The organism is Actinopolyspora alba, from assembly GCF_900112765.1.
Classification (GTDB): Bacteria; Actinomycetota; Actinomycetes; order Mycobacteriales; family Pseudonocardiaceae; genus Actinopolyspora; species Actinopolyspora alba.
Genome location: NZ_FOMZ01000010.1, coordinates 93,257 through 116,033, shown reverse-complemented (window position 1 = coordinate 116,033; position 22,777 = coordinate 93,257). Strand labels below are relative to the sequence as shown.

Annotated in this window: 22 protein-coding genes and 1 pseudogene; 13 read left to right on the top strand and 10 right to left on the bottom strand. The window is 67.3% G+C overall.

The features are described 5' to 3' along the window. Window position 1: 1 nt before the first annotated feature. From BM150_RS16285 to BM150_RS16265, 5 genes and pseudogenes are all read left to right on the top strand, one after another. Window positions 2-2,428, top strand: coding sequence for a TNT domain-containing protein (locus BM150_RS16285; protein ID WP_139219561.1), 2,427 nt, complete (start codon window positions 2-4; stop codon window positions 2,426-2,428). A 234-nt stretch (window positions 2,429-2,662) separates the two neighbouring features. Continuing rightward, window positions 2,663-2,920: pseudogene (locus BM150_RS25130) on the top strand (hypothetical protein); the annotation flags it as partial. 394 nt (window positions 2,921-3,314) lie between these two features. Then, on the top strand, window positions 3,315-4,523 hold the full coding sequence (locus BM150_RS16275; RefSeq protein WP_092928246.1) for an MFS transporter: 1,209 nt from the start codon (window positions 3,315-3,317) through the stop codon (window positions 4,521-4,523). 64 nt (window positions 4,524-4,587) lie between these two features. Next, on the top strand, window positions 4,588-5,169 hold the full coding sequence (locus BM150_RS16270) for a sugar O-acetyltransferase (protein WP_092928141.1): 582 nt from the start codon (window positions 4,588-4,590) through the stop codon (window positions 5,167-5,169). Between the two features lie 13 nt (window positions 5,170-5,182). Next, window positions 5,183-5,740, top strand: a complete 558-nt coding sequence (locus BM150_RS16265) for a TetR/AcrR family transcriptional regulator (RefSeq protein WP_092928245.1) — start codon at window positions 5,183-5,185, stop codon at window positions 5,738-5,740. 144 nt (window positions 5,741-5,884) lie between these two features. Here BM150_RS16265 and BM150_RS24775 read toward each other — a convergent pair whose 3' ends face one another. The 7 genes from BM150_RS24775 to BM150_RS16230 form a co-directional block, all read right to left on the bottom strand. Then, complete coding sequence (locus BM150_RS24775) at window positions 5,885-6,280, bottom strand: hypothetical protein (protein ID WP_245755535.1); 396 nt, start codon at window positions 6,278-6,280, stop codon at window positions 5,885-5,887. A 69-nt stretch (window positions 6,281-6,349) separates the two neighbouring features. After that, the gene (locus tag BM150_RS16255; RefSeq protein WP_092629473.1) at window positions 6,350-6,832 is read right to left on the bottom strand and encodes a hypothetical protein; all 483 of its coding nucleotides are present in this window, start codon (window positions 6,830-6,832) and stop codon (window positions 6,350-6,352) included. Beyond that, entirely contained in the window at window positions 6,829-8,172 is a 1,344-nt protein-coding gene (locus BM150_RS16250; protein ID WP_092928140.1) for an RAMP superfamily CRISPR-associated protein, read from the bottom strand. Before BM150_RS16250 ends, BM150_RS16255 begins: the two co-directional genes overlap by 4 nt. Further along, window positions 8,169-9,392 carry a type III-B CRISPR module-associated Cmr3 family protein gene (locus tag BM150_RS16245; RefSeq protein WP_092928139.1) on the bottom strand — a complete coding sequence of 408 codons (1,224 nt, stop codon included), beginning with the start codon at window positions 9,390-9,392 and terminating at the stop codon, window positions 8,169-8,171. The genes BM150_RS16250 and BM150_RS16245 overlap by 4 nt, the downstream gene beginning before the upstream one ends. Next, a complete protein-coding gene (locus BM150_RS16240; RefSeq protein WP_092928138.1) occupies window positions 9,389-9,946 on the bottom strand; it encodes an RAMP superfamily CRISPR-associated protein in 558 nt (185 codons plus the stop codon). The genes BM150_RS16245 and BM150_RS16240 overlap by 4 nt, the downstream gene beginning before the upstream one ends. Further along, window positions 9,943-11,358 carry a Cas10/Cmr2 second palm domain-containing protein gene (locus BM150_RS16235; RefSeq protein ID WP_092928137.1) on the bottom strand — a complete coding sequence of 472 codons (1,416 nt, stop codon included), beginning with the start codon at window positions 11,356-11,358 and terminating at the stop codon, window positions 9,943-9,945. The genes BM150_RS16240 and BM150_RS16235 overlap by 4 nt, the downstream gene beginning before the upstream one ends. Then, on the bottom strand, window positions 11,355-13,427 hold the full coding sequence (locus BM150_RS16230) for a TIGR03986 family type III CRISPR-associated RAMP protein (RefSeq protein ID WP_175496868.1): 2,073 nt from the start codon (window positions 13,425-13,427) through the stop codon (window positions 11,355-11,357). Before BM150_RS16230 ends, BM150_RS16235 begins: the two co-directional genes overlap by 4 nt. A gap of 104 nt (window positions 13,428-13,531) precedes the next feature. Here BM150_RS16230 and BM150_RS16225 point away from each other — a divergent pair, with 104 nt between their 5' ends. Both BM150_RS16225 and BM150_RS25280 read left to right on the top strand, forming a co-directional pair. Continuing rightward, window positions 13,532-14,698, top strand: coding sequence for a hypothetical protein (locus BM150_RS16225; protein ID WP_092928135.1), 1,167 nt, complete (start codon window positions 13,532-13,534; stop codon window positions 14,696-14,698). A 1,734-nt stretch (window positions 14,699-16,432) separates the two neighbouring features. Further along, window positions 16,433-16,618, top strand: a complete 186-nt coding sequence (locus BM150_RS25280) for an Imm1 family immunity protein (RefSeq protein ID WP_175496867.1) — start codon at window positions 16,433-16,435, stop codon at window positions 16,616-16,618. A gap of 134 nt (window positions 16,619-16,752) precedes the next feature. Here the strand turns inward: BM150_RS25280 and BM150_RS16215 are convergent, their stop codons facing one another. The 3 genes from BM150_RS16215 to BM150_RS16205 form a co-directional block, all read right to left on the bottom strand. After that, complete coding sequence (locus BM150_RS16215) at window positions 16,753-16,944, bottom strand: DUF397 domain-containing protein (RefSeq protein WP_092928133.1); 192 nt, start codon at window positions 16,942-16,944, stop codon at window positions 16,753-16,755. Between the two features lie 535 nt (window positions 16,945-17,479). Continuing rightward, on the bottom strand, window positions 17,480-17,671 hold the full coding sequence (locus tag BM150_RS16210) for a DUF397 domain-containing protein (RefSeq protein ID WP_092928132.1): 192 nt from the start codon (window positions 17,669-17,671) through the stop codon (window positions 17,480-17,482). After that, the gene (locus tag BM150_RS16205; RefSeq protein ID WP_175496866.1) at window positions 17,668-18,528 is read right to left on the bottom strand and encodes a helix-turn-helix domain-containing protein; all 861 of its coding nucleotides are present in this window, start codon (window positions 18,526-18,528) and stop codon (window positions 17,668-17,670) included. Before BM150_RS16205 ends, BM150_RS16210 begins: the two co-directional genes overlap by 4 nt. Before the next feature lie 151 nt (window positions 18,529-18,679). Here BM150_RS16205 and BM150_RS16200 point away from each other — a divergent pair, with 151 nt between their 5' ends. From BM150_RS16200 to BM150_RS16175, 6 genes are all read left to right on the top strand, one after another. Next, window positions 18,680-18,904, top strand: coding sequence for a hypothetical protein (locus tag BM150_RS16200; RefSeq protein ID WP_092928243.1), 225 nt, complete (start codon window positions 18,680-18,682; stop codon window positions 18,902-18,904). After that, window positions 18,901-19,152: a hypothetical protein gene (locus tag BM150_RS16195; RefSeq protein WP_092629492.1), complete on the top strand. Its 252-nt coding sequence runs from the start codon at window positions 18,901-18,903 to the stop codon at window positions 19,150-19,152. The genes BM150_RS16200 and BM150_RS16195 overlap by 4 nt, the downstream gene beginning before the upstream one ends. Next, window positions 19,149-19,577 carry a hypothetical protein gene (locus BM150_RS16190; RefSeq protein WP_092629494.1) on the top strand — a complete coding sequence of 143 codons (429 nt, stop codon included), beginning with the start codon at window positions 19,149-19,151 and terminating at the stop codon, window positions 19,575-19,577. Before BM150_RS16195 ends, BM150_RS16190 begins: the two co-directional genes overlap by 4 nt. Before the next feature lie 333 nt (window positions 19,578-19,910). Further along, the gene (locus BM150_RS16185; protein ID WP_217641687.1) at window positions 19,911-20,795 is read left to right on the top strand and encodes a radical SAM protein; all 885 of its coding nucleotides are present in this window, start codon (window positions 19,911-19,913) and stop codon (window positions 20,793-20,795) included. Between the two features lie 12 nt (window positions 20,796-20,807). Then, window positions 20,808-21,557: an AAA family ATPase gene (locus tag BM150_RS16180; protein ID WP_217641686.1), complete on the top strand. Its 750-nt coding sequence runs from the start codon at window positions 20,808-20,810 to the stop codon at window positions 21,555-21,557. Further along, window positions 21,554-22,432, top strand: a complete 879-nt coding sequence (locus BM150_RS16175) for a hypothetical protein (protein ID WP_092928130.1) — start codon at window positions 21,554-21,556, stop codon at window positions 22,430-22,432. The genes BM150_RS16180 and BM150_RS16175 overlap by 4 nt, the downstream gene beginning before the upstream one ends. Window positions 22,433-22,777: the final 345 nt, after the last annotated feature.

The following is a 22,777-nucleotide window of genomic DNA, read 5'->3' as shown; positions in this document are numbered from 1 at the left end:
AGTGGGGATCGAACTTCCCGTCGAACTGCGCGGGGTGGCCGAACGCACCGGCACGCACTGGCCGGAGGCCGACGAGGACGCCATGCGCGAGGCGGCGGCCGCCTGGCGCCGTGCCGCGGGCTCGCTGCACAGGTTGGCGGCCACCTCCGACACCTCCGCCGGCGGAGCGCTCGCCTCTATCGAGGGTGAGACGGCGCGGGCCGCGAGCAGTCATTGGCAGGGGTTCGTCGACCCGGACACCGGCCGGTTGCCCGGTTGCGCACGGGAGTGCGCGGCCGCGGCCGACCGGCTGGATCACGCGGCGGACCAGGTGGGCGCCGCCAAGGTGCGCATCGTGCGGGAGTTGGTCACGCTGGCCAAGCGGACCGACGCTGCCGAGCGGGCCGCCGCGGCGGGGAACCCCTCCGCGGCGTTGCGGGCCGAGTCCGCTGTGGGGGATGCGGCCACCAACATCGCCGAGCTGAACCGGAGCCTGGCCGGGGCGGTGGACAGTTCGGGCGGGGTCACCATCGATTCGAGCGCATCCCCCGGTTCCGCACCGCCCGAGTCCGCACCGCTCGGCGCTACCGAGGCGGCCGCGAACCCGGTGTCGGATGTGAGTTCGGTGGGGGACGCCGTTTCGGTGGCGGGTGCCGTGGTGGATGAAGGCGCTGTCGGTGAGGCGGGGAACCGTGCGGCTTCGCCGGCGGACCCACCGTCGGCACCGCATGACGAGCCCGCTAAGCCGGGGCAGGCGTCCGAGCGCGGGGAGCCCGACACGCCCCGCAGCCGGATATCGGAGCTCCTCTCGCCCGTGTCCGGATCCGACGAACGGGGTCCTGCCGTGGGACCGGATGGCGCGGGACCTCCCCCGCACGCGAATCAGTCGGGAGAGGCTGCCGACCGGGAGCTGACGGGACCGGTCTCGCCGGAAACGGTTCGGCGTGCCGCTGCCGGACCGGTGGGCGGCCCGGATGCCGGAACCGGCCCCATACCTGTCGTGGATCCCGCCGCGTCCTCGGCTCCCGGCGCCGCACCGGCATCGGGTGTGGGGGGCGAGCGCACCGATGTCGGGCGTGACCCGATCACCGCCCCGCAGGCCGTGCACCAGGCATGGGCGTCTCCCGCCGCCGCACCGCCACCCGCGCCGTCGGGTCCGTCCGCACCGCCACCCGCCGGTCCCGCACCACAACCCGGCGCCGTCCCGCAGGGACCCGCCGGACAACCGGGAATGGCGGGACAGCCCGGGCCCACCGGTCAGCCAGGCCCCACTGGTCAGCCGCGGCGACCGGGTGCTCCACCGCCTCCGGCTGCTCCCGGGCCTGGCAGGGGCGCCGGACAGCCGGAGCCCGGACAGGCGGCTCCGCTCCCAGGACCTCCGGTGCGGGGCGGTTACCAGCCCACCGGGACGGCCCATCCGGGTGTGGCGCCACCGGTGGGACGTAGTCCGTTCGCTCCCGGCGGCGGGGTGCCGCAACAGCCCCCGCCACCCGCGCAGCAACCCCCACCGCAGCAACCCACCGAAGGGCGACGCCCGTTGCGGGAGAACCAGCGGGACCCCGCAGTCGTGGCGTTCGTGCTGCACCAGTTCCCGCTGGGGCACATGCCGGTGGCCGAGACCCGCCCGAGCAGGCAGTGGTCACCCTCCGGGCAACCGTCCGAACGGGACACCTTCACGGTGCCGCCGCGGTCACATCCGCGTGCGGACCTCGTCGAGAAGTTCGCCGTTGCCGGGTCCTCGAGCTCCGCCGAACGCCGAGCCGCGCCGGGAGCGGCGGAGGACGCGGAGCGCACGATCCCCGAGGAGCTGCTCGTCGGCTACGAACCGCTCGGTCCGGAAGCCGAGGTCGGCGAGTTCGAGTGGGAACGGCGTTACCTGCTTCCCGGGCCGGGTGGGAATCGGACGCACGCCTACGACTGGCCGGTGCGGCACGGTTTCGCGGACAACGGTGTCGAGGAGCCCGATCCCGAGGTGTTGCCGCCGGGCACGATGCTCGATCGGCTGGGTGACGAGTGGGGGCTCGTGCTGGCTCCCGAGGGGACCGCGTTCGCCGACCGTTCGCTGCCTCCGGAGTTCCGGGAGCGGACCTATCGGCGTTACCGGGTGGTGCATCCGTTGCCGGTGTGGCTCACCCGGGCGGTCGCCTGGTTCGAGCAGCCCGGCACGGGTCTGCGCTACCGCACGACGCACCCCATCGCCGAGCTGCTCGCCCTGGGCCTGCTGGCCGATCCGGCTGTCGAGTCCGAACCGGACACTGAGGCCCAACACGGGGATGTCTCCGGACAGGAAGTTTCGTCCGGTGGTGTCGATGTTGCCGGGCGGAACGACACGTCCGAACAGGACGAAGCGGCTGACTCCGAAACGACGGAACGAACGGTGCGGATCCATAGTGAGGACACGGGCGTCGAGGTGAGGTCGATGACGGCTTCCGCCGAGACGCCCCGCTGATGCTCGCCGCTGTGTCGACGCTGGAACAGTTCCTCCGCGTTCACAGCGCCGAACCACAGCCACTCTCGCCACCGGCACCGCCGCGGGTTCTCCCGTGCGGCTCTCGCGAGGACGGCCCCGACGTTGTGTGTCGCTACCCGATGTCGGGGCACCCGCAGCGAGAGCCGTGCGAGAGGTTCCACCAAATGACCCTCTACGCAAATCGAGGTACCAGAGTCCTGCTGAGGAGGCCCTGTGAATTCCGAATCCGTGCTGGGATGGCTGGAGGCGATGGGAGTGCCACCGCGGGTGGTTTCCGTCGCGGCCGAGCGCGACGACGCCTGGTGCCTGCTGCGGGACGACTCCGAAGGGCAGCAGGTCTGGGAGGTGTTCTGGCGTGAGCAGGGCAACCGCTACGACTGGGCGCGGTTCTCGGACGAGCGGGTGGCCTGTTTCTACCTGTTCGGGCGGTTGACCTGGACCCAGGCACTGCGGGGCGCGGTCGGCCCGCTCGACTCCGGCAGCACACCGCCCAGGGGAGTCCCGATCCCCGGCGGCTCCGCTGATCCCGGGAGTGGCTCCTCCGAATCCGCCGGCGCTTCTTCGGGGTTTGGGAGCGTTTCTTCGGGTTCCGGCAGCGGCTCCCCCGATGCGAGCAACGGCCCGGCGACCCCCGCCACCGGCAACACCCCGGCCGAGCCCGACTCCGGGACTTCCCGCCGGGAAACTTCCGGAACCGAGCCGGGCACCGCCGGGTCGGAACGGCACACCTCGGGCGGCTGAGCACTCCCCACCCGCGCGGCGATTTCGCGAGAAATTGACGCCCAGGCCGGTCGACGCGCCTCCTCCTGGAACGGTTCCGAAAACGAGTGTACGATCGTCCGCTCCGATGGGTAGGCTGCCGCGCATGACCGTTGCCGCACCATCCCGACCCACGCAGGTCGAGCGGCGGGCTCGCGTGGCCGTGGCCGTGCTGTTCTTCACCAACGGAGCGCTGTTCGCCAACCTGCTGCCGAGGTTTCCGCAGATCAAGGCGGATCTCGGACTCGGCAACACCGCCTACGGGGTGGCTGTCGTGGCGTTCCCGATGGGGTCCATCGTCGCCGGTCTGGCCGCAGGGGTGGCCGTCCGGCGGCTGGGTTCCGCGCGGGTGGCGGTCGCGGGCACCCTGCTGACCGCGGTGGGAATCCTGGTCGCGGGAACGGCGGGTTCGGTCGCGATGTTCGCGGGAGCACTGCTTCTCGCCGGTGCGATGGATTCGTTGACCGATGTCGCGCAGAACGCCCACGGATTGCGGGTGCAGCGCCGCTACGGACGCTCCATCATCAACTCGTTCCACGCCGTCTGGTCCATCGGGGCAGTGACCGGCGGATCCATGGCCGCCGCCGCAATGGCGCTCGGGCTCTCGCGGGGGCAACACCTGGCGATCTCGGCGGCGGTGTTCGTGCTCGCGGCCTGTGCCGCTTGGATGCTCTGCCTGCCCGGGCCCGACGACGAATCCATCCCGGGAGCCGATGCCGACCTCGGGGAGGCGGGACGGGCGGAGCGCGTGCTCCCGGGGCGGCGCATCGCGTTCGTGCTGGCAGCACTCGTCGTCATCGCCATGGCCGGAACACTCGTCGAGGACGCGGGCAACTCCTGGGCCACGCTCTACCTCTCCGAATCGCTGCACGCGCCCGCGACATTGGCGGCCCAGGGCTACGTGGCGCTGGTTGCGGCCCAGTTTGTCGGCCGCATCCTCGGTGATCGGCTCGTCGGACGGTTCGGGCAGCGCACCGTGGCCCGTTCCGGTGGTCTGATCACCGCAGTCGGTATGGGCCTGGCGCTGGCTGTGCCGACCGTGCCCGGCACGGTCCTCGGCTTCGCCGCCGCCGGGTTCGGGGTGGCGACGCTGGTGCCCGCCGCGATGCACGAGGCCGACGAGTTGCCCGGGCTCAAGCGGGGTTCGGGGCTGACCGTGGTCTCCTGGCTCATGCGGCTGGGCTTCCTGCTGTCCCCGCCGCTGGTCGGCCTGGTCGCCGATACGGCAGGCCTCCGGGTGGGGCTGCTGGTGGTGCCGCTGGCCGGGGTGCTCGTGCTGTTGTTCGCGGGAGTGTTGAGCAACCGGCGCGCCTGAGCCGTGATCGGTAGATGCTCCGATTCGGGCGTTCCGGATCGGACCGGAGCGTACGATCGTACGCGTGTCGAGTGACTACTTCGCGGACGATCCGCGCACGAATCTCGAACGCATGGCGGCCGGGGACCTGTATATCGCCGACGACCCCGAGTTCGGCCGCAGGCAGCGGCGGGCAGTACGGCTGGCCGCCCGCTACCAGGCCGCCTACGTCGAGGATCCGGACGCGGCGCGGCCGGTCCTCGCCGAACTGCTCGGCTCGGTGGGCGATGAGGCGCACCTGCGGCCACCGCTGCACGTGGACTACGGCAGCAACATCACGATCGGGGCGCGCAGCTTCGTCAACTACAACCTCACCGCGCTGGACGTCGCCTCGATCACCATCGGTGAGGACTGCCAGCTCGGTCCGGGAGTGCAGTTGCTCACCCCGACGCACCCGCTGGAACCGCAACCCCGGCGCGACAAGCTGGAGGCGGCGAGCCCGATCACCATCGGCGACAACGTGTGGCTCGGCGGCGGCTGCATCGTGCTGCCCGGCGTGACCATCGGCGAGAACTCCGTCATCGGTGCCGGTGCGGTGGTTACCAGGGACGTGCCCGCCGACGTCGTCGCCGTCGGCAATCCGGCCCGCGAGGTCCGCGACCTCTAGGATGCTCGGTGTCATGGCTACCGGACACACCGACCCGCGGCGCCGCGAGCGCATCATCGACGCGACCCTCGACCTGATCGCCGAGGAGGGAATCGCCAACGTCTCCCACCGCCGGATCGCCACCCGGGCGGGGGTGCCGCTGGGATCGATGACCTACCACTTCGGCGGGCTGGAGGAGCTGCTCCGGGAGGCGTTCGGCAGGTTCGCCGAGCGGATCGTCGCCCTGTTCGACAGCTACCTCGCCGCGCCGACCGACCGGGAGCGGGCCAGGGACGCGGTTACCGACCTCATCCACGAGCTGTCCGAGGACGATCAGCGCTACCTGGTGCTCACTCAGGAGCTCTACACCCTGGCCGCCCGGCAGCCCGCCTACCGGGAACTGACCAAGGAGTGGATGCGCCGCAGCCGGGTCCACCTGGAGAGGCACTTCGACCCGGACACGGCCCGCCAGCTCGACGCCCTCATCGAGGGGATGACCCTGCACCGCGCCCTGACCCCCGAACCCCACGATCGTGCCCTCACCCGCGAGGCCGTCACCCGCATCACCACTGCGGGTGCGGCGGAGCGCTGACCCGAGCTGTTGCCGAGGCCCTGCCTCCGCTGTGCCGCTCCCGCCGCCCCTGCGTCGCTGCGGCGCTGCGATTTCGTGGGAAATTTACGCTCACCGATCACGAGCCGGGACTTGGCGGTCGGGCTCCGGCCCTCGGAGATGCCGTCAGCCGCTTCGCCTCGCCCCGGAACCGGTGCGGGATTCGCCGTCCGGCTTCGGGAACCTGCTCCCATCGTTGTGCTCGGCTTCGAGTCGTTCGACTTCGCTGCGCAGTGCGTGCTCCGTGAGCTCGTAGAGGCTCGCGGTGTGTGCCACGCGCCCGTCGAGCGCGCCCACCGCGTTCTTGGCCCGATCGAGGGTGTCCGGCGCTACGAACGACTCCACCTTCAGGTTCTCGATGCTCCGTGCCATCATCTCGCGCCCGGCCTCGGCCGCCACCAATATCACGGTCAGCACGCCGATCGTCCACAGTATCCATTTCTCGACACCGAGAAACAGCAGTAACAGAAACATCGCCACCGCGAACACGGTGACGACTCCTCTCGGGGGCGTCCGTTTCACCGCGTCCCGACCTCCACGTCGTCATCGCCCGGTCGTATGTCCGGGCGACAACCTACCGGTGTTTCGCCGCTACTTGCGCAGCGATTGCGGCACCGAATCCTTGCCGCCGATGAAGGTGGCGGTGGTCGGCCGGGAACGCAGCGGAACCAGCCGGAAGATCTCGTGGTCGAACGGTCGCTCGTTCGGGCTCCGGAGCTGCTGGATGCGCTTGTCGTTCGAGTCCCAGTGCAGCACTCGATCGATTCGCGGCTGTGCCACGTCATCGGCCGACCACGACTCCTCGACGAGATCCTCACCGCCGTCCTGCTCGGACTCGTAGCGCAGCACCGCCGCCCACCAGTGCGGCGGGTCCAGCCGCACCCGCAGCCACTTCCGCGTGGTCCATGCCCACAACTGGGTGGTCACCGGCGCCCGCTCGGGCATGACCTCCAGATGGAAGCCGTCGTTGTCCGACCACGCCGCCGTCCAGTCCTCGGCCATCCGGTGCAGCCCAGCCCAGCCGTCATCCAGGCGACGACGTCCGCTGCCGTGCAGCGTCCACGAAGTCCTCATACGTGCTCCTCACGCAGCCGTTCGGCCAACTCCGTCATCTCGGCGGGGCGCTGCCAGTCGGGATCGCTGACGCTGACGGTGCCGCACCCCGCGGTGGTCCTCCCACCGATGCCGACCAGCCCGTCGTGGATGTCGGTCAGCGCCGCCTCCAGCAGCAACCGGTTCGTTCCGGTGCGGTTTTCTGGAGTAGCAGCCGAGTTCGACACCCCGGCCGGTTCCGGCTCGTCGAGCGGTTCGAGCTCGTCGATACGCAGCCGGAACCGTCCCGCCGTCACCACCTCGTCGGTGTAGAGCAGCTTCGGCCGTGCTCCGCCGGTGAACCTGTCAATCGCCACGTGCTGCCGCCGTTCCGCGACGTGATCGGTCACGGTGCTGTCGTGCACCGCGATCCTGGCTCGGCGGGTGTGCGCTTCCTTGCCGCTGAATCCGAAGATCCGGCACGGCCTGCACCGCCCGCAATCCCCGCGATCTTCGCGATCCCCGCGATTCCTGTCCGTGCACGCCGGAGCGCCGACCACGCGGCAGATGTACTCCACGCGGGAGCGCAGCACTCCCTTGAGGCTGGTACCTGGCACCAGGAACTCGTCCTCGTCGCGCCGGAGCGCTTGACTGATCAGCTTGCCGCTCTCCGAATCCGTCTCGGGCTCTCCCGCGCCGATGTGCAGGCCGTCTTCGATGCGCAGTTCCACGTCGATCAGCCTGTCGTCCGGAGCCTCGCTCGTGCACGGCTCCGCGGTCGGGTAGTCCTCCGGCGAGTCGAGTCCGATCCAGTCCAGCAGGTCCGTGCTGTTGTCGAGGTCGTAGACGCGGTGTCCGAGTCCGACCACCTGGCACTTTCCGGCTCCGTGACTGGCCCCGCGCCCGATGCTCGGCCGCCACTCCCGCAACGCCCGCAGGAACGTATCGAGGCGCTCGTCCGGGTGCTCCCAGCGCAGCACCACGTCGAACTCGGTCCCGGCGGCCAGCAGCTCGGTGTGGTGCAACTCGGTGTTGGCCGCCGCCCCGCGTTTCCGGTCGATCGAGGTGCGCTTGGCCGTCGAGGTTTCCTTCTCAACACGCAGCAGCGTGCCCAGCACTCCGACCGGTGAGGCGGCGCGCCGCTCGTTCGGTTCCGGAGCTGGGCCGAACAACTCCGGCAGATCTCCGGTTTGGTGCAACTCGGTGTAGTGGGAGCAGTGCTCCCGCAGGCTGCCCGCCACGGTCGAGCCGGGGAGATGAACGTTGTTGTTGTGGTCCCGGCGCAGTTCCACGGTGTTCTGCGGTGCGTCGAGTGCTTCAGGCGCGGTCACCCCGCCGGGAGTGAGCATCCGCAGCCGGAGGCTGAACAGCGCGCTTTTCATCGGTTCTGCTCCATGTACCTCAAGATCTGCTCGTAGATTTCCGCGTCCTTGACCGTCAGCACCGCTTGGATGGCCTGGTGGATTCGATCGTCGTACTCGGTCGACCGGAGCGCATCGTCGAACTGGGAATCGTCGGCATTGTCCAGCCGGATTTCTTCGAGCCGTGCCTGGAATCGGGAAACCAGCTCCGGATGAGCCCGCAGTGCGGCTGCGTGCCCGGTAAAGGAGCTGATTCCCCACGGCGGTTCGCAACGGTAGAGCGCCCCGAACCCCTCGCGGCGGCGCAGGCCAATACCGCGTGTCATCAACCGGCGTCGGGCGGTTTCGGTGGGAGGTTCCGCGCACCTCACCCGGTAGGTCGAACCGGCCGAGACCACCCGCTCGACGGGTTTGGGCAGCCCGCTGGCCGCGTGCCACCCACCGGCCTCCTCCCAGCGGCTCCAGGAGTCGATGATCTCCACTTCGGACACGCCCAGCTGTTCGGAGAGCTCGTCCGGGTCCGGTGTCGCACTGGGCATGCCGAACTCGTCCACGAACGCGCCGGGCGCGGCGAGCCGCAGCACGACCTCCTCGCCGTAGAGCTCCACCGGTTCGGGAACCGCTTCGGTGTCCACCTCGACCGTGGCTTCGCCACGAAGGCTGCGCCGCGATCCCAGCAGCAGCGATTCGATGGCCGTGCCCTCGGGGTACAACGCCCGCACCGCGTCCCCGTAGACCCAGCCGCGCAGCAGCAGGCCGTCCTGCACTGCCCGCTGGCTGTAGAGGCTGCCGTCCAGCGCCACCCCATCGGTGGACAGCGCGACCATGGTGCGGTCGACGCTCGGAACCTTGCCGTACGGCTGTCCCTTGCTTTCCTCCAGCTGACTGCCACATCTGTCGTTCGGGCAGTGGCTCGCTTTCTCACCGCGAGCCTGGTCCCACCACAACTGCTTGCAGGTGTTCGCGGGCTCGTACTTGTGCGTCAGCATCGACAGCGGGACGGGTTTGCTCGACGCGTAGTGCAGCGGACCGAAGGAGCCCTCCCCCTCGAAGACCCGCTCGAACTCCGGGGAAGTGTTGGCCTCGGTGCCGTGCTCCCGCAGCCACACCGCCGCCAGCGCCCCGCGCAGCACCGAACCGGGCACGTGGTTGTGGCTGTCCTGCCGGGAGTCGGCGCGCGGGTTCTTGCCCGCCACCATCGGCTCTTCGAGACGCACTGTCACCAATGCGTGTTGGGTCATGCCTGCTTCAACTCCAGGAATTCCGCTACGGATCGCTCGTCAAGTTCGACGTTGGTGCAGCTGATGCCGACCCAACCCAGGCCGCGCCGGGTCTCCGCACCGAGCGAGTGGATGGCCTGCCCGGTCACGGCCAGCACCAGCCGGTGTTTGCGCAGCGTTTCCCCACTCAGGTGGCCGCGTGATTCGACGCGGAACTCGGCGCGCTCGGCCCAGGTCTGTTCGCTGACCGCCAGCATGTCCTCGCTCGCGCTGTGGGTACTCGGGTCGATCCGTACCCGCGCCGCAGGCTGTGGCGCGGGCCAGCTGGAGGTTCCGGGCTTCGCGCTTTTCCAGCGCCACGGGGACTCGTGGCGGTAGGAGCCGAACACCTCACCGACGATCGCCGCTTCCTCACCGAGCAGCCGCTTGGCGGTGGCGCGCATGACGCCCTTCAGGCTGGTGTTGGGCAGTCGCTCGGTATCGGGGACGGAAGAGTCCACTCCCGAGCGGGCGTGCCCGGTCGATACCCGGAACGGTCCGTGGAAGGTTATCTCGAATTCCACCGTGGATTTCATGACCACTCCTTCCACCAGCGCACCATGCCCACCGCGTCCGCGAGTGGGATGGAATCGGAATCGAACCTCGCCACGAGTTCCTCGCGGCCCAGCCGCTCGGCCTGTTGGTGGAGCCGCTGTTGATCGTTCGTGCGGGCGAGTTTCGCCAGGTTGGCGAGTGCGGAGCCGCCGAGCCTCGACAGTTCCGTCAGGTAGTGCCAGCAGTGCTCCAGCGTTTCCGGAGTGATGCCGCCGCGTCCGACCGGGTGCGGCCCGTCATTGGTGATGTCCTGCCAGCCCAGCGAGGCCCTGCTGCTTCGGTAGTCGCGCTTGGTCTCCTGCAGCAGCTCCTCGGCCAGGTCCGAGGCCGTCGCCAGCGGGCTCGAATGGTGGTGGAACACCATGCCCACGGACTGCGTGGGCACCTTGATGGTCCCCAGCCCGGCATCTTTGAGCGTTTTCCGTAGTGATTCGTTGAACTTCCGCTGCATCTCCAGGGCGAACCGCCACGCGCGGTGCGCGGGCAGGCTGACCAGCACGTCGTCGCCACCGACGAGGTGCGCCACGAGCGGCAGCGTCTTGATTCCGGAGTCGCTCTCAGCGTCGGGGTTGGCGACCGCTTCGATTCCTCGCAGCAGGGCGCACCAGGTCGCGTCATCGATGGCCTTGGCCATGTCGAACTCGCCGCCACGACCGCGAGACCGCTGCTTGTGCAGCTCCTTGCCGAACTGGCTGATCGCGTCGCCGTCGGCGTACACGGTCGCCAGGTGCGTGTTGTCGCCCCGTTCGCCGAACTTCTCGACCAGCTCGGGGAACTTGTCCGGAATTCGCGCAGCGGTGTTGTGCTGCTTATCCCAGAGGTCCAGCAGGTCCCGTTCAGTACCCGGGGTCCGCTCCGCCTTGTCACTGGATGGGCTTCCCGCGTTGTCATACCGGAGCAGGCAGTCCGGGCACAGCGCTTCCTGCTTGCGTTTTTCCTTCGCCCCGGTCCAGCGGTGGTCCTTGGCGGGCCACGTCTGACACCAGTCGCACTGCTTGCCCAGCGGCCATTCGGAGACGGCGGCGGGCCAGTCCCGCTCCCAGCACGCGGGGGCACCGTCGTGGGCGGCCAGCCAGTCCTCACCCCGCCGCAGCGTGCTGCGCAGCGAAGCTCCCGGTAACCGCTCGCGCAGGTGACCCACCACGAGCCGCTCCACTTCGCGTCGCGTCTCCTCGTCCTCGGCCCGCAGCCGCAGCGGCACCACGCCGTCCACGTGGCCCGCCTCGGCGCACCGCACCGCGTGGTCCTCCCAACCCGTCAACAGCGAGTCGATCGCATCGCGCTCGGTGGCCCGTCTGATCATGGCGGAGGCACCCCGTCGTCCGGCGAGATCCGGGACCCGGCTCAACCACGACTGGATGCGCACCACCGCCACATCCAGATAGTCACTCATCGCCGCTTGCCTTTCGGGTGGTTCTTCCAGTTCGCGTTGTCCCGTGTGCCGCTCCGCCGGTTACTCGGAGGCCACACCTGGTTCGGCAGCTTTTCGGACTTTTCCTCGTCGCCGCCCTGGGCGTTGGGAATGATCGGCAGTTCCTGGCTCTGCTCGTCGATGTCCGGCAGTGCCAGCAGCGGGTAACCTATTCGGGGACCGTCGGTATTGGGCTTCAACTCCGTACCGCTGGTCCGCTTCCAGAACTCGTAACCCCGGTCGAAGTTCTCGGAGTCCTGCTGGTTCCAGTACGCGCCCGGTGGGTACCACACCGAGTTCGGATTCACGGTGTTCGGTGACAGCGCCTTTCTCAGTTGCGGCCAGAGTTCGTGAGCTGCCGGTGCCTGTTGGCGCATCCAGCTCTGGAACTCCGCCCGGAACCGCTCCGGGCTCGGGTCCACCGGTTCTTGTGCCGCGCCGTACCGTGCCCCGGAACGGCGGATCTCACTGGCGTGCTCGTCGAGCTCGAACGTGCAGGAGCCGAGCCCGAGCGGGCGACCGCCGCCGACGTGCTGCCACAGTTCTCCGCCCAGCACCGAGCTCGGAGACAGGCAGGCCAGCAGGCCACCGAGCTGGACCTCGTCGACATCGGTGAAGGCGATGGTGACGGTGAAGCGGGTTCCGGTCGGGAACAGCTTCGCCTCGCTGGTCATGTCGCTGTTGAGTTGGTGTTTCCGTGCCTCGGCTCGACTCGGCTTTCCCCCGTTCTCGGTTGGGGTGTGCCAGTAGTGCTTGCGGCCTCGGAGATCGCGCGGCTGATCACCTTGGTCGGCGGCCGAGCCCCACTCTCGCAGTGGCGGGTCCACCGCCGCGTTGCCTCGAACCTTGGCGTCGTTGACCAGGTAGAACTGCCCGGCGCCGGGACGTGGGATGCCCATCGGCGGCAGCGTCACTGACCACGGGGTCACTTCGTCCAGCGCCACCGCGTCGCCGACGCGGACGTGGCCTCGGTAGGAGCGCTGCTGTGCTTTCTCGCTGTCCTTGCCCGCCGTGTCCGCGGAACCGAACAACCGGCAGCTCGGGCACAGCTCCTCGTGGTCACGGCAGGGCAGCAGTTCGGGCCTCACTCGGTCTCCGGCGGGGTACTTACCGGCGTGACGGCCGAGCATGCCCAGTCGCAGACTGTCGATCTCGCCGTTGGACTTCGTGGTCACCCACACCGGCTGGCCAGGGCGCAGTCGTTTAGAGGCCAGGTGTCGCCTGCCCAGCTCGTACCTGGTGCCCTGCTCGGCCTTGCGACCTTTCGGGACGTGGGTGAAGGTGACCTCGGTGAAGGGGTCCTGTTCGTCCCGCTTGCCCTGCTGGGCGGTGCGCAGCTCGTCGGCGTTCTCGACGGCGCTGCGGAAGTCGTCCCAAACCTCTTGTTGAAGCTGTTGTTTGGGGGATTCGCCGGTGAAGCTGCGGATGTGCGCGTAGTAGGGCTGGTGCTGCTTGCGGGCACTCGCGTCGCTGAGTAGCACCACCCACTCACCTTCGGAGTGGTGGTGGGCTCGTACTGGCCTTCCGCTTTCGTCGTCGAAGTCCACCTTCAGCCGGTCACCGGAGGTCAGCGGCTCTTCCTCGCGGTGGAGTCGCGCTAGTTCCTCCTGGCGCAGTCGGGCTTCGGTAGATCCCTTGTCGCACACTCGCAGCACCGGTGGGGTGTCCTCGCTGTCGTGCCGCTCCACGATCGCCATGTGCCGCTTGCCGGTTTTCTCCGTGGAGGCGGGATCGCGGTATCCGGGAACGAAGTCCTCGTCGAACACCCGCAGGCAGCTGCCGGTCAGGGTCTCGTGCAGCGAGCGCAGGGCTCCCTTCAGCGAGGAGCCGGGGATGATCGGGGTGCCGTCGGGTCTGCGCGGCAGGTCGGGTTCCGCTCGCTTCGTGTCGTTCATCTCGCGGATCAGCAGCGGGGTTCGCGCGTGGAGCGCGAGCACCAGCTTCCCGGAGAGCAACTCGCCCTGTCCGAGGTGACCGTGTGGTTCACAGCGGTGTGGTCCGGCTTTCGGGAACGGAACGAAGGTGTAGGGGTTCACGAAGGTGTCGTTCAAGCACTGCCTCCCCAGGCTGCGCGAATCGAATGCGCGTTCGGCAGAACACCAGCGGTGATCACTGCGGTAGGTTACCGAACGATCATCGTTCGTGAGGGGGATTCATGGTCAAATTCTGGCGTCGTCAGTCACTGCGAAGCGGTGAGACCCAGATCTTCACCGCGAACGCGCTGGTCGTGGTGGCCGCCTCGCTGATCACCGCCTCGCTGGCGCTGGTGCTGGAGGACCTGTTCCCGAAGGATCCGGACGATGGCTACGTCGTGCTGACGCGCTGGGCAGTGGGGATCTCGGCGCTGTGCGCGTTGCTGTCCGGGCTGGCCTGGCGCGCGTGGCTGCACCGGAGGCTGGGCACGCTGTTCTACGTCCACCTGCTCGACGAGTCGATGCCGAACTGGCACGAGCGCTCGCTGCGCGCCGCGCGAAGCAGCCGGATGTCGATGCGCTCGGTGGTTCGCTGGGTGGATCTCAAGCAGCGCACCAGCGGCGGGGTGATCGACGTCGTGCAACCGTGTCACGAGATCGGCGCGGTGATCGAGGAGGCGATCAACAACGATCGCGACGACACCGGCTACACCGTGGCACCGAACATGCTCTGGCCGATGGCGCTGACGGTCGGTGCCTACCTGCCGCACCCTGACAGCCTGCGGCTGCTCGAACTGCTGCCGAACAACACCGAGCAGCAGTTCGCGCTCACCGCACGACCCCGCAGCCGCACCAGTGCGGCGTTGAGCCGACTCGACGGGCGGTCGCACGGTCGGGGCAGGGTAGGGGTCTGGTTGGCTTTCGGGGACGCCAGTCGGTACTTCTCGGAGGAGGGGTTCCGGCGGTTCGGGGTGGACGAGCTGCATCTGATCAGTTACCGAGGCGGAATGCCCGAGTCGGGTGGTCCACCCGATTACTCGGCCGATGAGCTGGGGCACCTGGGTAGCGAGATCGCCGATCACCTGGCGCGTATCAAGGCGGAAGCCGGGGAGCGGGAGCTCGTCATGATCGCGATGGCGCCCAAGGCGGTCGTGCTCGCCGTGGGGTGGCACCTCTCGCAGCACGAGTGCCGGTTCTTCCACGGCACGCACCTGATGCACTTCGACCGGGACAGCGGCAGCTACATCCCGATGCGGGTCCGGGAGTCGCAGCCCACGATCCCGCCGTTGCCCTCCGAAGTGGATTCTGCTGCACCGGCCGAAGAGTCCGACCGGAATCCCGAGCAGCCGAGTGAGGAGCTCGAAGTGCATTCCGCCGAGCCGGAGACCGAAACCGTCCGCGACGGTTGACCGAGGATGTGTCTTCGTTGGTCCGAGCCGCCCGACGCGGCGATTTCGTGGGAAATCTACGCCTTGCCCCGGACGAGGAAGGAGTGCCGAGTCAGCCGATGCCGCCTCACCGAGTGGTTCTCAACGCGCGCTCGCGCTGCTAACATCCCAGCGCAGTGAGTGTAGGCCCCGCGCACGCGGGGATGGACCGCATGTGCAGGCTCTCCCGCACCGGCCGGATCGGTAGGCCCCGCGGGGGGCAAACCATCGCTTCGCCGCCACCCCGGTGGCGGCGGCGATTTCCCGTGAAACGCAGATCTGTGATCTGACGTCTTACGCCGCACTTGGTCGCGGCTGGCGAACTAGCGGTTCGAACATCATGAAGCCCGGTGACTGTGTCCGGCAGTCACCGGGCTGCACTGTTATTCCCCATCCTTCATTGGCCGAGTGCCGACCACCCTCGAACAACCAGGCAACAGGCGTCTTACCGCCGCGAACCGCGTTCCATTCCGTGAGGGGTATTCGAGTGCGTCGGATGGCTTTTCGTAATGCGGCTGGACCACGGGATATGGCCCGAGGTCTGGAAAGAACCGGGAGAAGTGGGACGCGAGCGTGTACAGCTGCTGGTCACAGCATCGAAGATGAGTATGTGCTCGCTCTAGAGCTGGCTGAGTCAGCAGCCTGGCAAGCTGTGATGTTCGAACTTCCCCGGCTCTTCCGCAATCCCCGCTGCGATCGAATCAACGACTCACGACACTGGACCGGTGTCGGCCATGGTACGCGGAGTGCTCTCGGGGAGGGTTGTTCCATGCTCTGCAGCGCCGCTGTTGTGCCGTGCGAACACCAGCGTGAGAGCTCCCAGCGGTATTAACGGCAACAGTAGGATGCACAACATACTCGACGGAACACCACCGATCAGCATCGATGCTGCCAGGATAAGCATCCCTGTCAGCAGTGCGGCACCGAGGAAAAATTTCTCACGCATCCGATTCATCCTGTAGGTCCTAAGAAAACAGAACGATCCCTGATGACGTTAACGCGGTTAGAGCCGATACGCAAGCTAGCGCGACGATCGCCTTGCTGTGCCCGATTTTGTCTCGTAAATACAATACGATTATGGCGGCGAGACACAAAAGGTTGACGAGGAGCAGCGTGGACACGGCGGACACGACGATCAGCGGCCTTTCGGGGGAACGTTTCCGTGTTTAGAATACTGTACAGATTTGCCAGACGTTCCGAGCGGCGAACGCGTAGATCGCCGAAGCAACCGCCCAGGTACACGTTGAGGCTGGCCTCTGTCCAGTCGGTGCGGTCGAGATATTTCTCTGCATGCCTTTGTCGGCGACAAGCGGTGGATCGTTGCTCGTTCCGAGGCTGGGGTGTCGTAAGGGACGGCCGTCCCAGCTCGCGCCGTTCTGGGGTCTCAGTGGTTGGTGGTGGCAGCAGTGGCCGCGCCGGTTCCGACAATCGAGAAGGTTGTTGCTCCGTCGATGCGGAAGCAAACAACTTGCCAAACGATATTTACTCCAATTTGGGTAATATTGAAACCCGCTGAATTTTATTGCAAGGTCAATGCTTGCAGTGTTCGCATGGGCGGGGCAAGGCACTGTGTCGATCACCACGATGATCTACTTTCGTTTAACGGCGTTCAAGCGGGAACAAGATTCAGTCGAATCCCTAGAAACACGATTCGGGTGGAGTAATTGCGATCCGCTGTTTGCTCGAACAAGTTGATACATCCCCCGGAAGGATGAGTTGTACATCACCCACAACTCGGATGTTGAGTCTCGAGCGGATCTTCTCACCGATGGTGGTACTCCTAGCTACTGCCCACGTTCCGCTGCTCTGCCACTGGGCGATATCCGCAAAGCTCTTGTCGAGTTCGTCTCCACCGGCAAACGTCCTGCGGGAGTCGATCGAAAGTGGTTCGACAGACTGTAAGGAACCGACGAGTACTACCGGAGGCGCATGTTCGGTGCGGCCGGTGGGGTAGGCCCGGCGCACGCGGCAGCGGGGACAGTAAAGCGCCTCCGGAGTGTTGAAGTGGTCCGGAGGCGCTGTGCTGCTGGTGGGTTTCAGTCGAAGCGGTCGGTCTTGACCGCGTCGATGAACGCCGCCCACTGCTGGCCGGTGGTGGTGAAGTACCCGGCCGAGCGGTCCTTGGTGTCGCGCACGGCCGCGCCGTCTTGAGTGCGGCCGACTTCGACGCAGGCTGTTTCCTGCTGGGTGTATGTGGATTTGCGCCATCCTTTGGGTGATGCGTTCATTGGGAGTTCCCTTCGGACTCTTGTGCGGCTGGTTCTGCGAGGTGCTCCAAGTATGCGGTGCTCATGGGCGTGTCGCGGGGGTTCAGAGTCCGCGCATGTCGCTGCGGCTGGAGAGTCGATCAGCGTTGGTGGGTGTCGATTTCTCGCGAAATGTACGAGTGGGGGCGCAAATCCTGTTCTCGTCCTGGAGGCGCTGTTGCCACTCTCAGCTGGACTGGCGAGGATTTTCTGAGTGAGAGGTGGAGCAGCTGCAACCGCGGAAGCGACGGGGATGAGGCCAGTTGCTGGCCATCCAGCGTCGTGAGCGGTATGGCGCGTGTGCCTGTGCTCGGAGGGGTGTTGCCAAGTGGTTCTCAACGTGCGCTCACGCTGCTAACATCCCAGCGCAGTGAGTGTAGGCCCCGCGCACGCGGGGATGGACCACGAGTGGGGTTGTTGGCGACCGTGAAATTGGCGTAGGCCCCGCGCATGCGGGGTTAGAGAGAGCAAAAGCGCCTCTGGACCGCTCCAGAGGCGCTGTGTTGCTGCCGTGGTTTCAGTCGAAGCGGTTGGTCTTGACCGCGTTGAGGAACGCCGCCCACTGCTGGTGGGTGGTGGTAAAGTGTCCGGCGGCGCGGTTCTTGGTGTCGCGCACGGCGGCGCCGTCATGGGTGCGGGCGACTTCGACGCAGTGTGAGTGTTGGTTCGAGCGGCTCGACTTTTGCCAATTTCGGGGGCGTAACGTCATTTCAGACTGTCCTCCAGCTCGGCTATGACACTGGCGATGAGTTCCGTGGAGTCCTCTGGGCTCATCGCTACGTCACGGAGGTTAGCTACCGCGTTCTGATACGCCTCGATCTCCCCGGAGCTACTCAGGAAAGCGTCGGACTGCAGGTGTTCCACGTGCACGACCGGGGCTGCCTTGGCGAACTCGAACAGGAGGAAATGACCTGCGTGGGCCGGAGTCCAGCCGCCGGTTCTGCTGGGTACGACCCGCAGAGTCACGTTGTCGAGCTCTGCCATCTTGGCAAGGTGTCGTAGCTGGTCAGCCATCACTTCGGCACTACCCATCGGTTCACGGAGCGCCCATTCGCCGATGAACAAGTGGAGTCGTGGGGGGTTCCGTCGCGTGAGCACGTCTCGGCGTCCGATCCGCATGGTGACGTGTGCTTCGAGCTCCTCGGCGCGCATCCCGCTCGCCATGACCGCTCGTGCGTAGTCGGCGGTCTGCAATGGTCCCGGAATCATGATCGGTGACACGTCCACGATCGAAGTGGCTGTCCGCTCGAACTCGATCAGTGTGGTCAGGTCGGGATTCACCGATCGGTCTCTTGGCTTGATCCAGTTCGTTTCCTCTGTCGCATCGCGTGCCATCGACGCCAACCTGTCGCGTTCGGATTCCGACGCTCCGTATGTCGCCAACAGTGCGACGACGATTTCCGGTGATTGGGGAGTCTGTCCGGTTTCAAGTCGGGCGTATTTCGAGTGATGCCCGCCGAGGCGCTCTGCTACGTCGCGCACGGTCATTCCAGCTTGCTCGCGAAAATCCCGCAATTCTGCGCCAAGGGCGCGTGCTCTGGGCGAAGTACGTTTGGTGCTTGTCATGCGACAAGAGTATGTCGCAGATCCGAAGTTTTGTAGCAGCATCACTCGATCGAATTATTGTTATTGGTGCGTGCGACAAAATACTGTCGCAATGTCAGAACGAAGGAGAGCGACGACGCTTCGTCGCTCCTGAACGTATGGAGTGCGCGGAATGCCAACCAGCTACGAGGTGCGTCATCCGGGTGTGCGGGTGTGGTGTGGCAACGAGTCGGGGTGGTCGTCGTCGTTGCTGGTGTGGATCTCGCGGTGGACGCCGGAGGTGATTCGGATCGAGACGCCGACGGTGTTCAACCGGACGGTGTGGACGGTCGAGCAGGCGGTTCAGCTGCGGGATGTGCTGCACGCTGCGGTGCGGACTGGGAGTGATGCTCGATGACCAGTTATGCGGGCAGGTTGGGCATGTGGCTTGCCCACGAGCAGTGGAAGCTGGAACAGGCTTCCTACGACATCCCGGCGCGGCAGGCCACCCCGAGGCAGTGCGCCGAACTCGCCGGGGTGCTGCAGCGATTGTCGGATGAGCTGCGGGACTACGCCGCCGGACTGGCCTTCGGCGGCGGAAACCCGCCGGAATCGGGGTCGATCGACCCGCCGGACGAGTTCCGCAGGCGGGGTGATGCGGAGTGAGCACGCATCCGGCGATGCTGCTTTCCACCGCCGTGGTGCTGGCCGCCACCGCGATCGTGCTGGGCGGCTGGGGCAACCGGGTCAGTTACCGGCCCCGCCATGCCGGTGGCAGCGGCCCGGCCGCCAGGCGCCTGGCCGCACTCCGACTGGAGTCGTATTTCCGGGACGAACGCCCCACCACCGAGCTGATCGGCTGGCCGCTGTGCGACCCGGACGAGCATCCGCACCTGTTCCGCCTTGACCCACCGGCCCCCGTGGCACCGTCTTTGGAACCGGCACCGGCAGCGCCGCATCATCTCGCCAGCCCGACCACCGTGAATACCGCTCCCGCCATTTCCGCAGCCTCCCCTGAATCCGCATCGGCATCGGAACACTCCGAGCTGGCACTCATGCGCCGCGTTCTCGACGGGTTGCACCGCCTCTAGACACCTCAGCACCATTCTGATCTTCCGTCCCCCGCAGTCCACTCCCCGTGAAGACCGGCCCGGAACCGTGCACTCGGCCAACCCCCGACAACCGCCGAGACACACCCCGGGCCATCGGTGGCGGGGCGACAATTTCCCACGAAATGTACGCACCGCCACCACCAAACCCCGCCCGGCCGGGCCTCCCTCCCCGCTCCCACCCGGCCGGGCGGGGACCCGCCTCACCAGCCGTGAAGGCGGGAAACACCCGTTGTCTGTTCGAAGCCGAGCGGCGTTCTGACAACGCCGCCGGTGGAACGTGTTCGAGATCGCCGACTTTTATTGGAGGTCGCGGTGCGCGACTTGTCGTTCGTCTGGCTGGAGATCACCGGAAAATGTCAGCTGGAATGCACTCACTGCTACGCCGATTCCGGCCCTCGCGGCAGCCACGGAAACATGACCGAAGCCGATTGGTGCAACGTCCTCGATCAAGCCGGACGGCTCGGTACTCGGCTGGTGCAGTTCATCGGGGGCGAGCCCACCCTGCACCCCTCCTGCTCCGCTCTGGTGGACCACGCCCTGAACAGACGAATGCACGTCGAGGTGTTCTCGAACCTGGTACACGTGCGCCCCGCCATGTGGGAAGTGCTCTCTCGGCCGGGAGTGCGGCTGGCGACCTCGTACTATTCCGACGATCCGTCCGAACACGCGGCTGTGACACGGCGCGACACCCACGCACGGACGAAGGCCAACATCGCCGAAGCCGTCCGCCGCTCGATACCGCTGCGAGTGGGGGTGGTGGATCTCGCAGACACGCAACGCAGCGAACAGGCCGTGGCCGAACTGCGAGAACTCGGAGTCACCGATATCGGAACCGACCGGCTGCGTCAGGTTGGTCGCGGCGTCCGGGAAGACGAGACCGGCCTGGACCAACTGTGCGGACACTGCGGCGACGGCGCGGTCGCGATCGCTTGCGACGGTGAAGTGTGGCCCTGCGTATTCGCCCGCTGGATGCCCGTCGGAAACGCCCGCCAGAACACCCTGTCCGAAATCCTCGCCGGTAATCGTATGCACTCCGTCGAACGACAGCTGCGTGACCACTTCGGCACGGTCCCTGAAGCGGCGTGCGATCCTAAGTGTGGACCGAACTGCGGTCCAGCCTGCAGTCCTTCGTGCTGGCCTACCGGCGCGGGTCCGTGTGGTCCCAAGGGCGGGTGCCAGCCGAACTACGACGTCTAGGAGACCTGCCGGGTGTTCGTGCGACGAGCCCGCGTACGCGAGCGGGATGCCCCCGACCGCGCCGAACGCGGTCGGTGGCCGTTCACGGTGCCGTGCGTGGCCGAACTCGTCGAACACGGCCTGACTTTCCGGGCTCCGGTGACGTTCCTGGTGGGGGACAACGGTTCCGGCAAGTCCACGCTGGTGGAGGCCGTCGCCGAAGCGTTCGGACTCGACTCTTACGGAGGCAAGCTCGCCGCGAAGCGCGGGCACCCCGAACCGGGCACGACCGAACTCGGGCAGCGGCTGAACCTGGAGACGACCCCGGCGGGCTCGCGGATGCTCGGCGGGCCGCGCTCGAAGAAGCAGGGGTTCTTCCTGCGCGCGGAGACCGCCTTCCGGATGACCGAGCGACTCGGCGGCGTCCCCGGTTACTGGGAGCCGGACACCAGCTCGATGTCGCACGGCGAAGGCTTCCTGACCGTGTTCCACGAGATGATGGCCAGCCCGGGGTTCTACGTCATGGACGAACCCGAAGCCGCGCTGTCCTTCACTTCCTGTCTGCGGTTGGTGGCGCTGCTGCATCAGCTCGGCGAGAGCGGTGCCCAGGTCGTCTGCTCCACCCACTCGCCGATCCTGGCCTCCACTCCCGGTGCGGATATCCTCGAAGTGGGCGAGCGGGGGATCGACCGCGTCGAGTGGCGATACCTGGAGCTGGTCGACCACTGGCGGCGCTATCTCGACAACCCCGACGCCTATCTGCGTCACCTGCTGGACACATGAGTCCCACCGAGTCCGAGATCGCCCGGGCCGACCGCGAGTTCGCCGCCTGGATGCGTGCGAACCTCGACCACGCGGCCGAACACTTCGGACTCAGCGCTCTCGGCGAACCGGTTTACGGCTGGCGGTTGTTGTCCATCGGGGCTCCCGCGTTCGGCGCCGACGGGCGGTACTGGCTGCGCGTGGTCACCGAGGAACCCCGTTGGGCCCACGGCGACCGGTGGCGGGGGAACACCGACGCGAACGCCGTCACCGGCATCCGCAAACCCCGCGTGCTCGACACCCACGAATGGGACATCCCCGGTATCCGACGCCAACGCGCAGAGCTGATGACCCACCTGGCCGGGCAACCCTGCGGTGGTGAAGACGCGCTCCACGAAGAGATCCAGCTCCCCGACTCCTGGTGGCGCGAACTGCGCAGCGGGCTCGATCACCTGGCCACCATTCCCACCGAACGCGAGCACAAGAACGCGGCGGAAGTCGCCGAACGGCTCGAACGAGTCGGCGCGCACCACGGGGTGCGGCGATGGGAGAGCGCAGGACGCTGGGAAACCGTGCACGGGGACCTGCACTGGACGAACCTGCTTTGCCCCGAGTTCGGGCTGCTCGACTGGACGCTGTGGGGACGTGGACCAGTGGGCACCGACGCGGCCACGCTGTACTGCTACAGCCTGCTCGCGCCGCGAACGGCCGAGACAGTGTGGCGGACCTTCGCCGACGTGCTGGAAACCCCGAACGGCGAGATCGCGCTGCTGCACGTGGCGGCTCGGCTACTGCGCCGAGTCGAGATCGGTGATCACCCCGAGCTGGCGGCACCGCTCAGGGAACTGATCCGGCGAATCCGATCCCTCAGTCGTTCGACCGAGGCCGAGTCGTGACGGAGTGGTTCTCAACGCGCACTCGCGCTGCTAACATCCCAGCGCAGTGAGTGTAGGCCCCGCGCACGCGGGGATGGACCTCGGTTGATCAGTCATGACGTGCTGCTCCTGTCGTAGGCCCCGCGCACCCGGGGACGAGCTGCGGACTCACGCGGCGATCGGCGCGCGGGTAGTGCTCATTCCTCGGGAAAATCGAGCGCTACCCGGCGATGCCTTGGGTTACAGTGCGCTGCGTGCCGCGCGTGCCCAGCCCACTGCGCGAATTCAAAGCAACCAGCGCATCCGGCGCGCCCCCGCCGATCAGCTGCGCGTCACCCCGTCCGGCAAGGTGCCCCGGCAACCAAT

Excerpts from the sequence above, each read along its gene's own strand:
- BM150_RS16275 (WP_092928246.1), top strand. The coding sequence starts at position 3,315 with ATGACCGTTGCCGCACCATCCCGACCCACGCAGGTCGAGCGGCGGGCT.
- BM150_RS16265 (WP_092928245.1), top strand. The coding sequence starts at position 5,183 with ATGGCTACCGGACACACCGACCCGCGGCGCCGCGAGCGCATCATCGAC.
- BM150_RS16255 (WP_092629473.1), bottom strand. The coding sequence starts at position 6,832 with ATGAGGACTTCGTGGACGCTGCACGGCAGCGGACGTCGTCGCCTGGAT.
- BM150_RS16250 (WP_092928140.1), bottom strand. The coding sequence starts at position 8,172 with ATGAAAAGCGCGCTGTTCAGCCTCCGGCTGCGGATGCTCACTCCCGGC.
- BM150_RS16245 (WP_092928139.1), bottom strand. The coding sequence starts at position 9,392 with ATGACCCAACACGCATTGGTGACAGTGCGTCTCGAAGAGCCGATGGTG.
- BM150_RS16240 (WP_092928138.1), bottom strand. The coding sequence starts at position 9,946 with ATGAAATCCACGGTGGAATTCGAGATAACCTTCCACGGACCGTTCCGG.
- BM150_RS16235 (WP_092928137.1), bottom strand. The coding sequence starts at position 11,358 with ATGAGTGACTATCTGGATGTGGCGGTGGTGCGCATCCAGTCGTGGTTG.
- BM150_RS16225 (WP_092928135.1), top strand. The coding sequence starts at position 13,532 with ATGGTCAAATTCTGGCGTCGTCAGTCACTGCGAAGCGGTGAGACCCAG.
- BM150_RS16215 (WP_092928133.1), bottom strand. The coding sequence starts at position 16,944 with ATGAACGCATCACCCAAAGGATGGCGCAAATCCACATACACCCAGCAG.
- BM150_RS16210 (WP_092928132.1), bottom strand. The coding sequence starts at position 17,671 with ATGACGTTACGCCCCCGAAATTGGCAAAAGTCGAGCCGCTCGAACCAA.
- BM150_RS16205 (WP_175496866.1), bottom strand. The coding sequence starts at position 18,528 with ATGACAAGCACCAAACGTACTTCGCCCAGAGCACGCGCCCTTGGCGCA.
- BM150_RS16200 (WP_092928243.1), top strand. The coding sequence starts at position 18,680 with ATGCCAACCAGCTACGAGGTGCGTCATCCGGGTGTGCGGGTGTGGTGT.
- BM150_RS16195 (WP_092629492.1), top strand. The coding sequence starts at position 18,901 with ATGACCAGTTATGCGGGCAGGTTGGGCATGTGGCTTGCCCACGAGCAG.
- BM150_RS16175 (WP_092928130.1), top strand. The coding sequence starts at position 21,554 with ATGAGTCCCACCGAGTCCGAGATCGCCCGGGCCGACCGCGAGTTCGCC.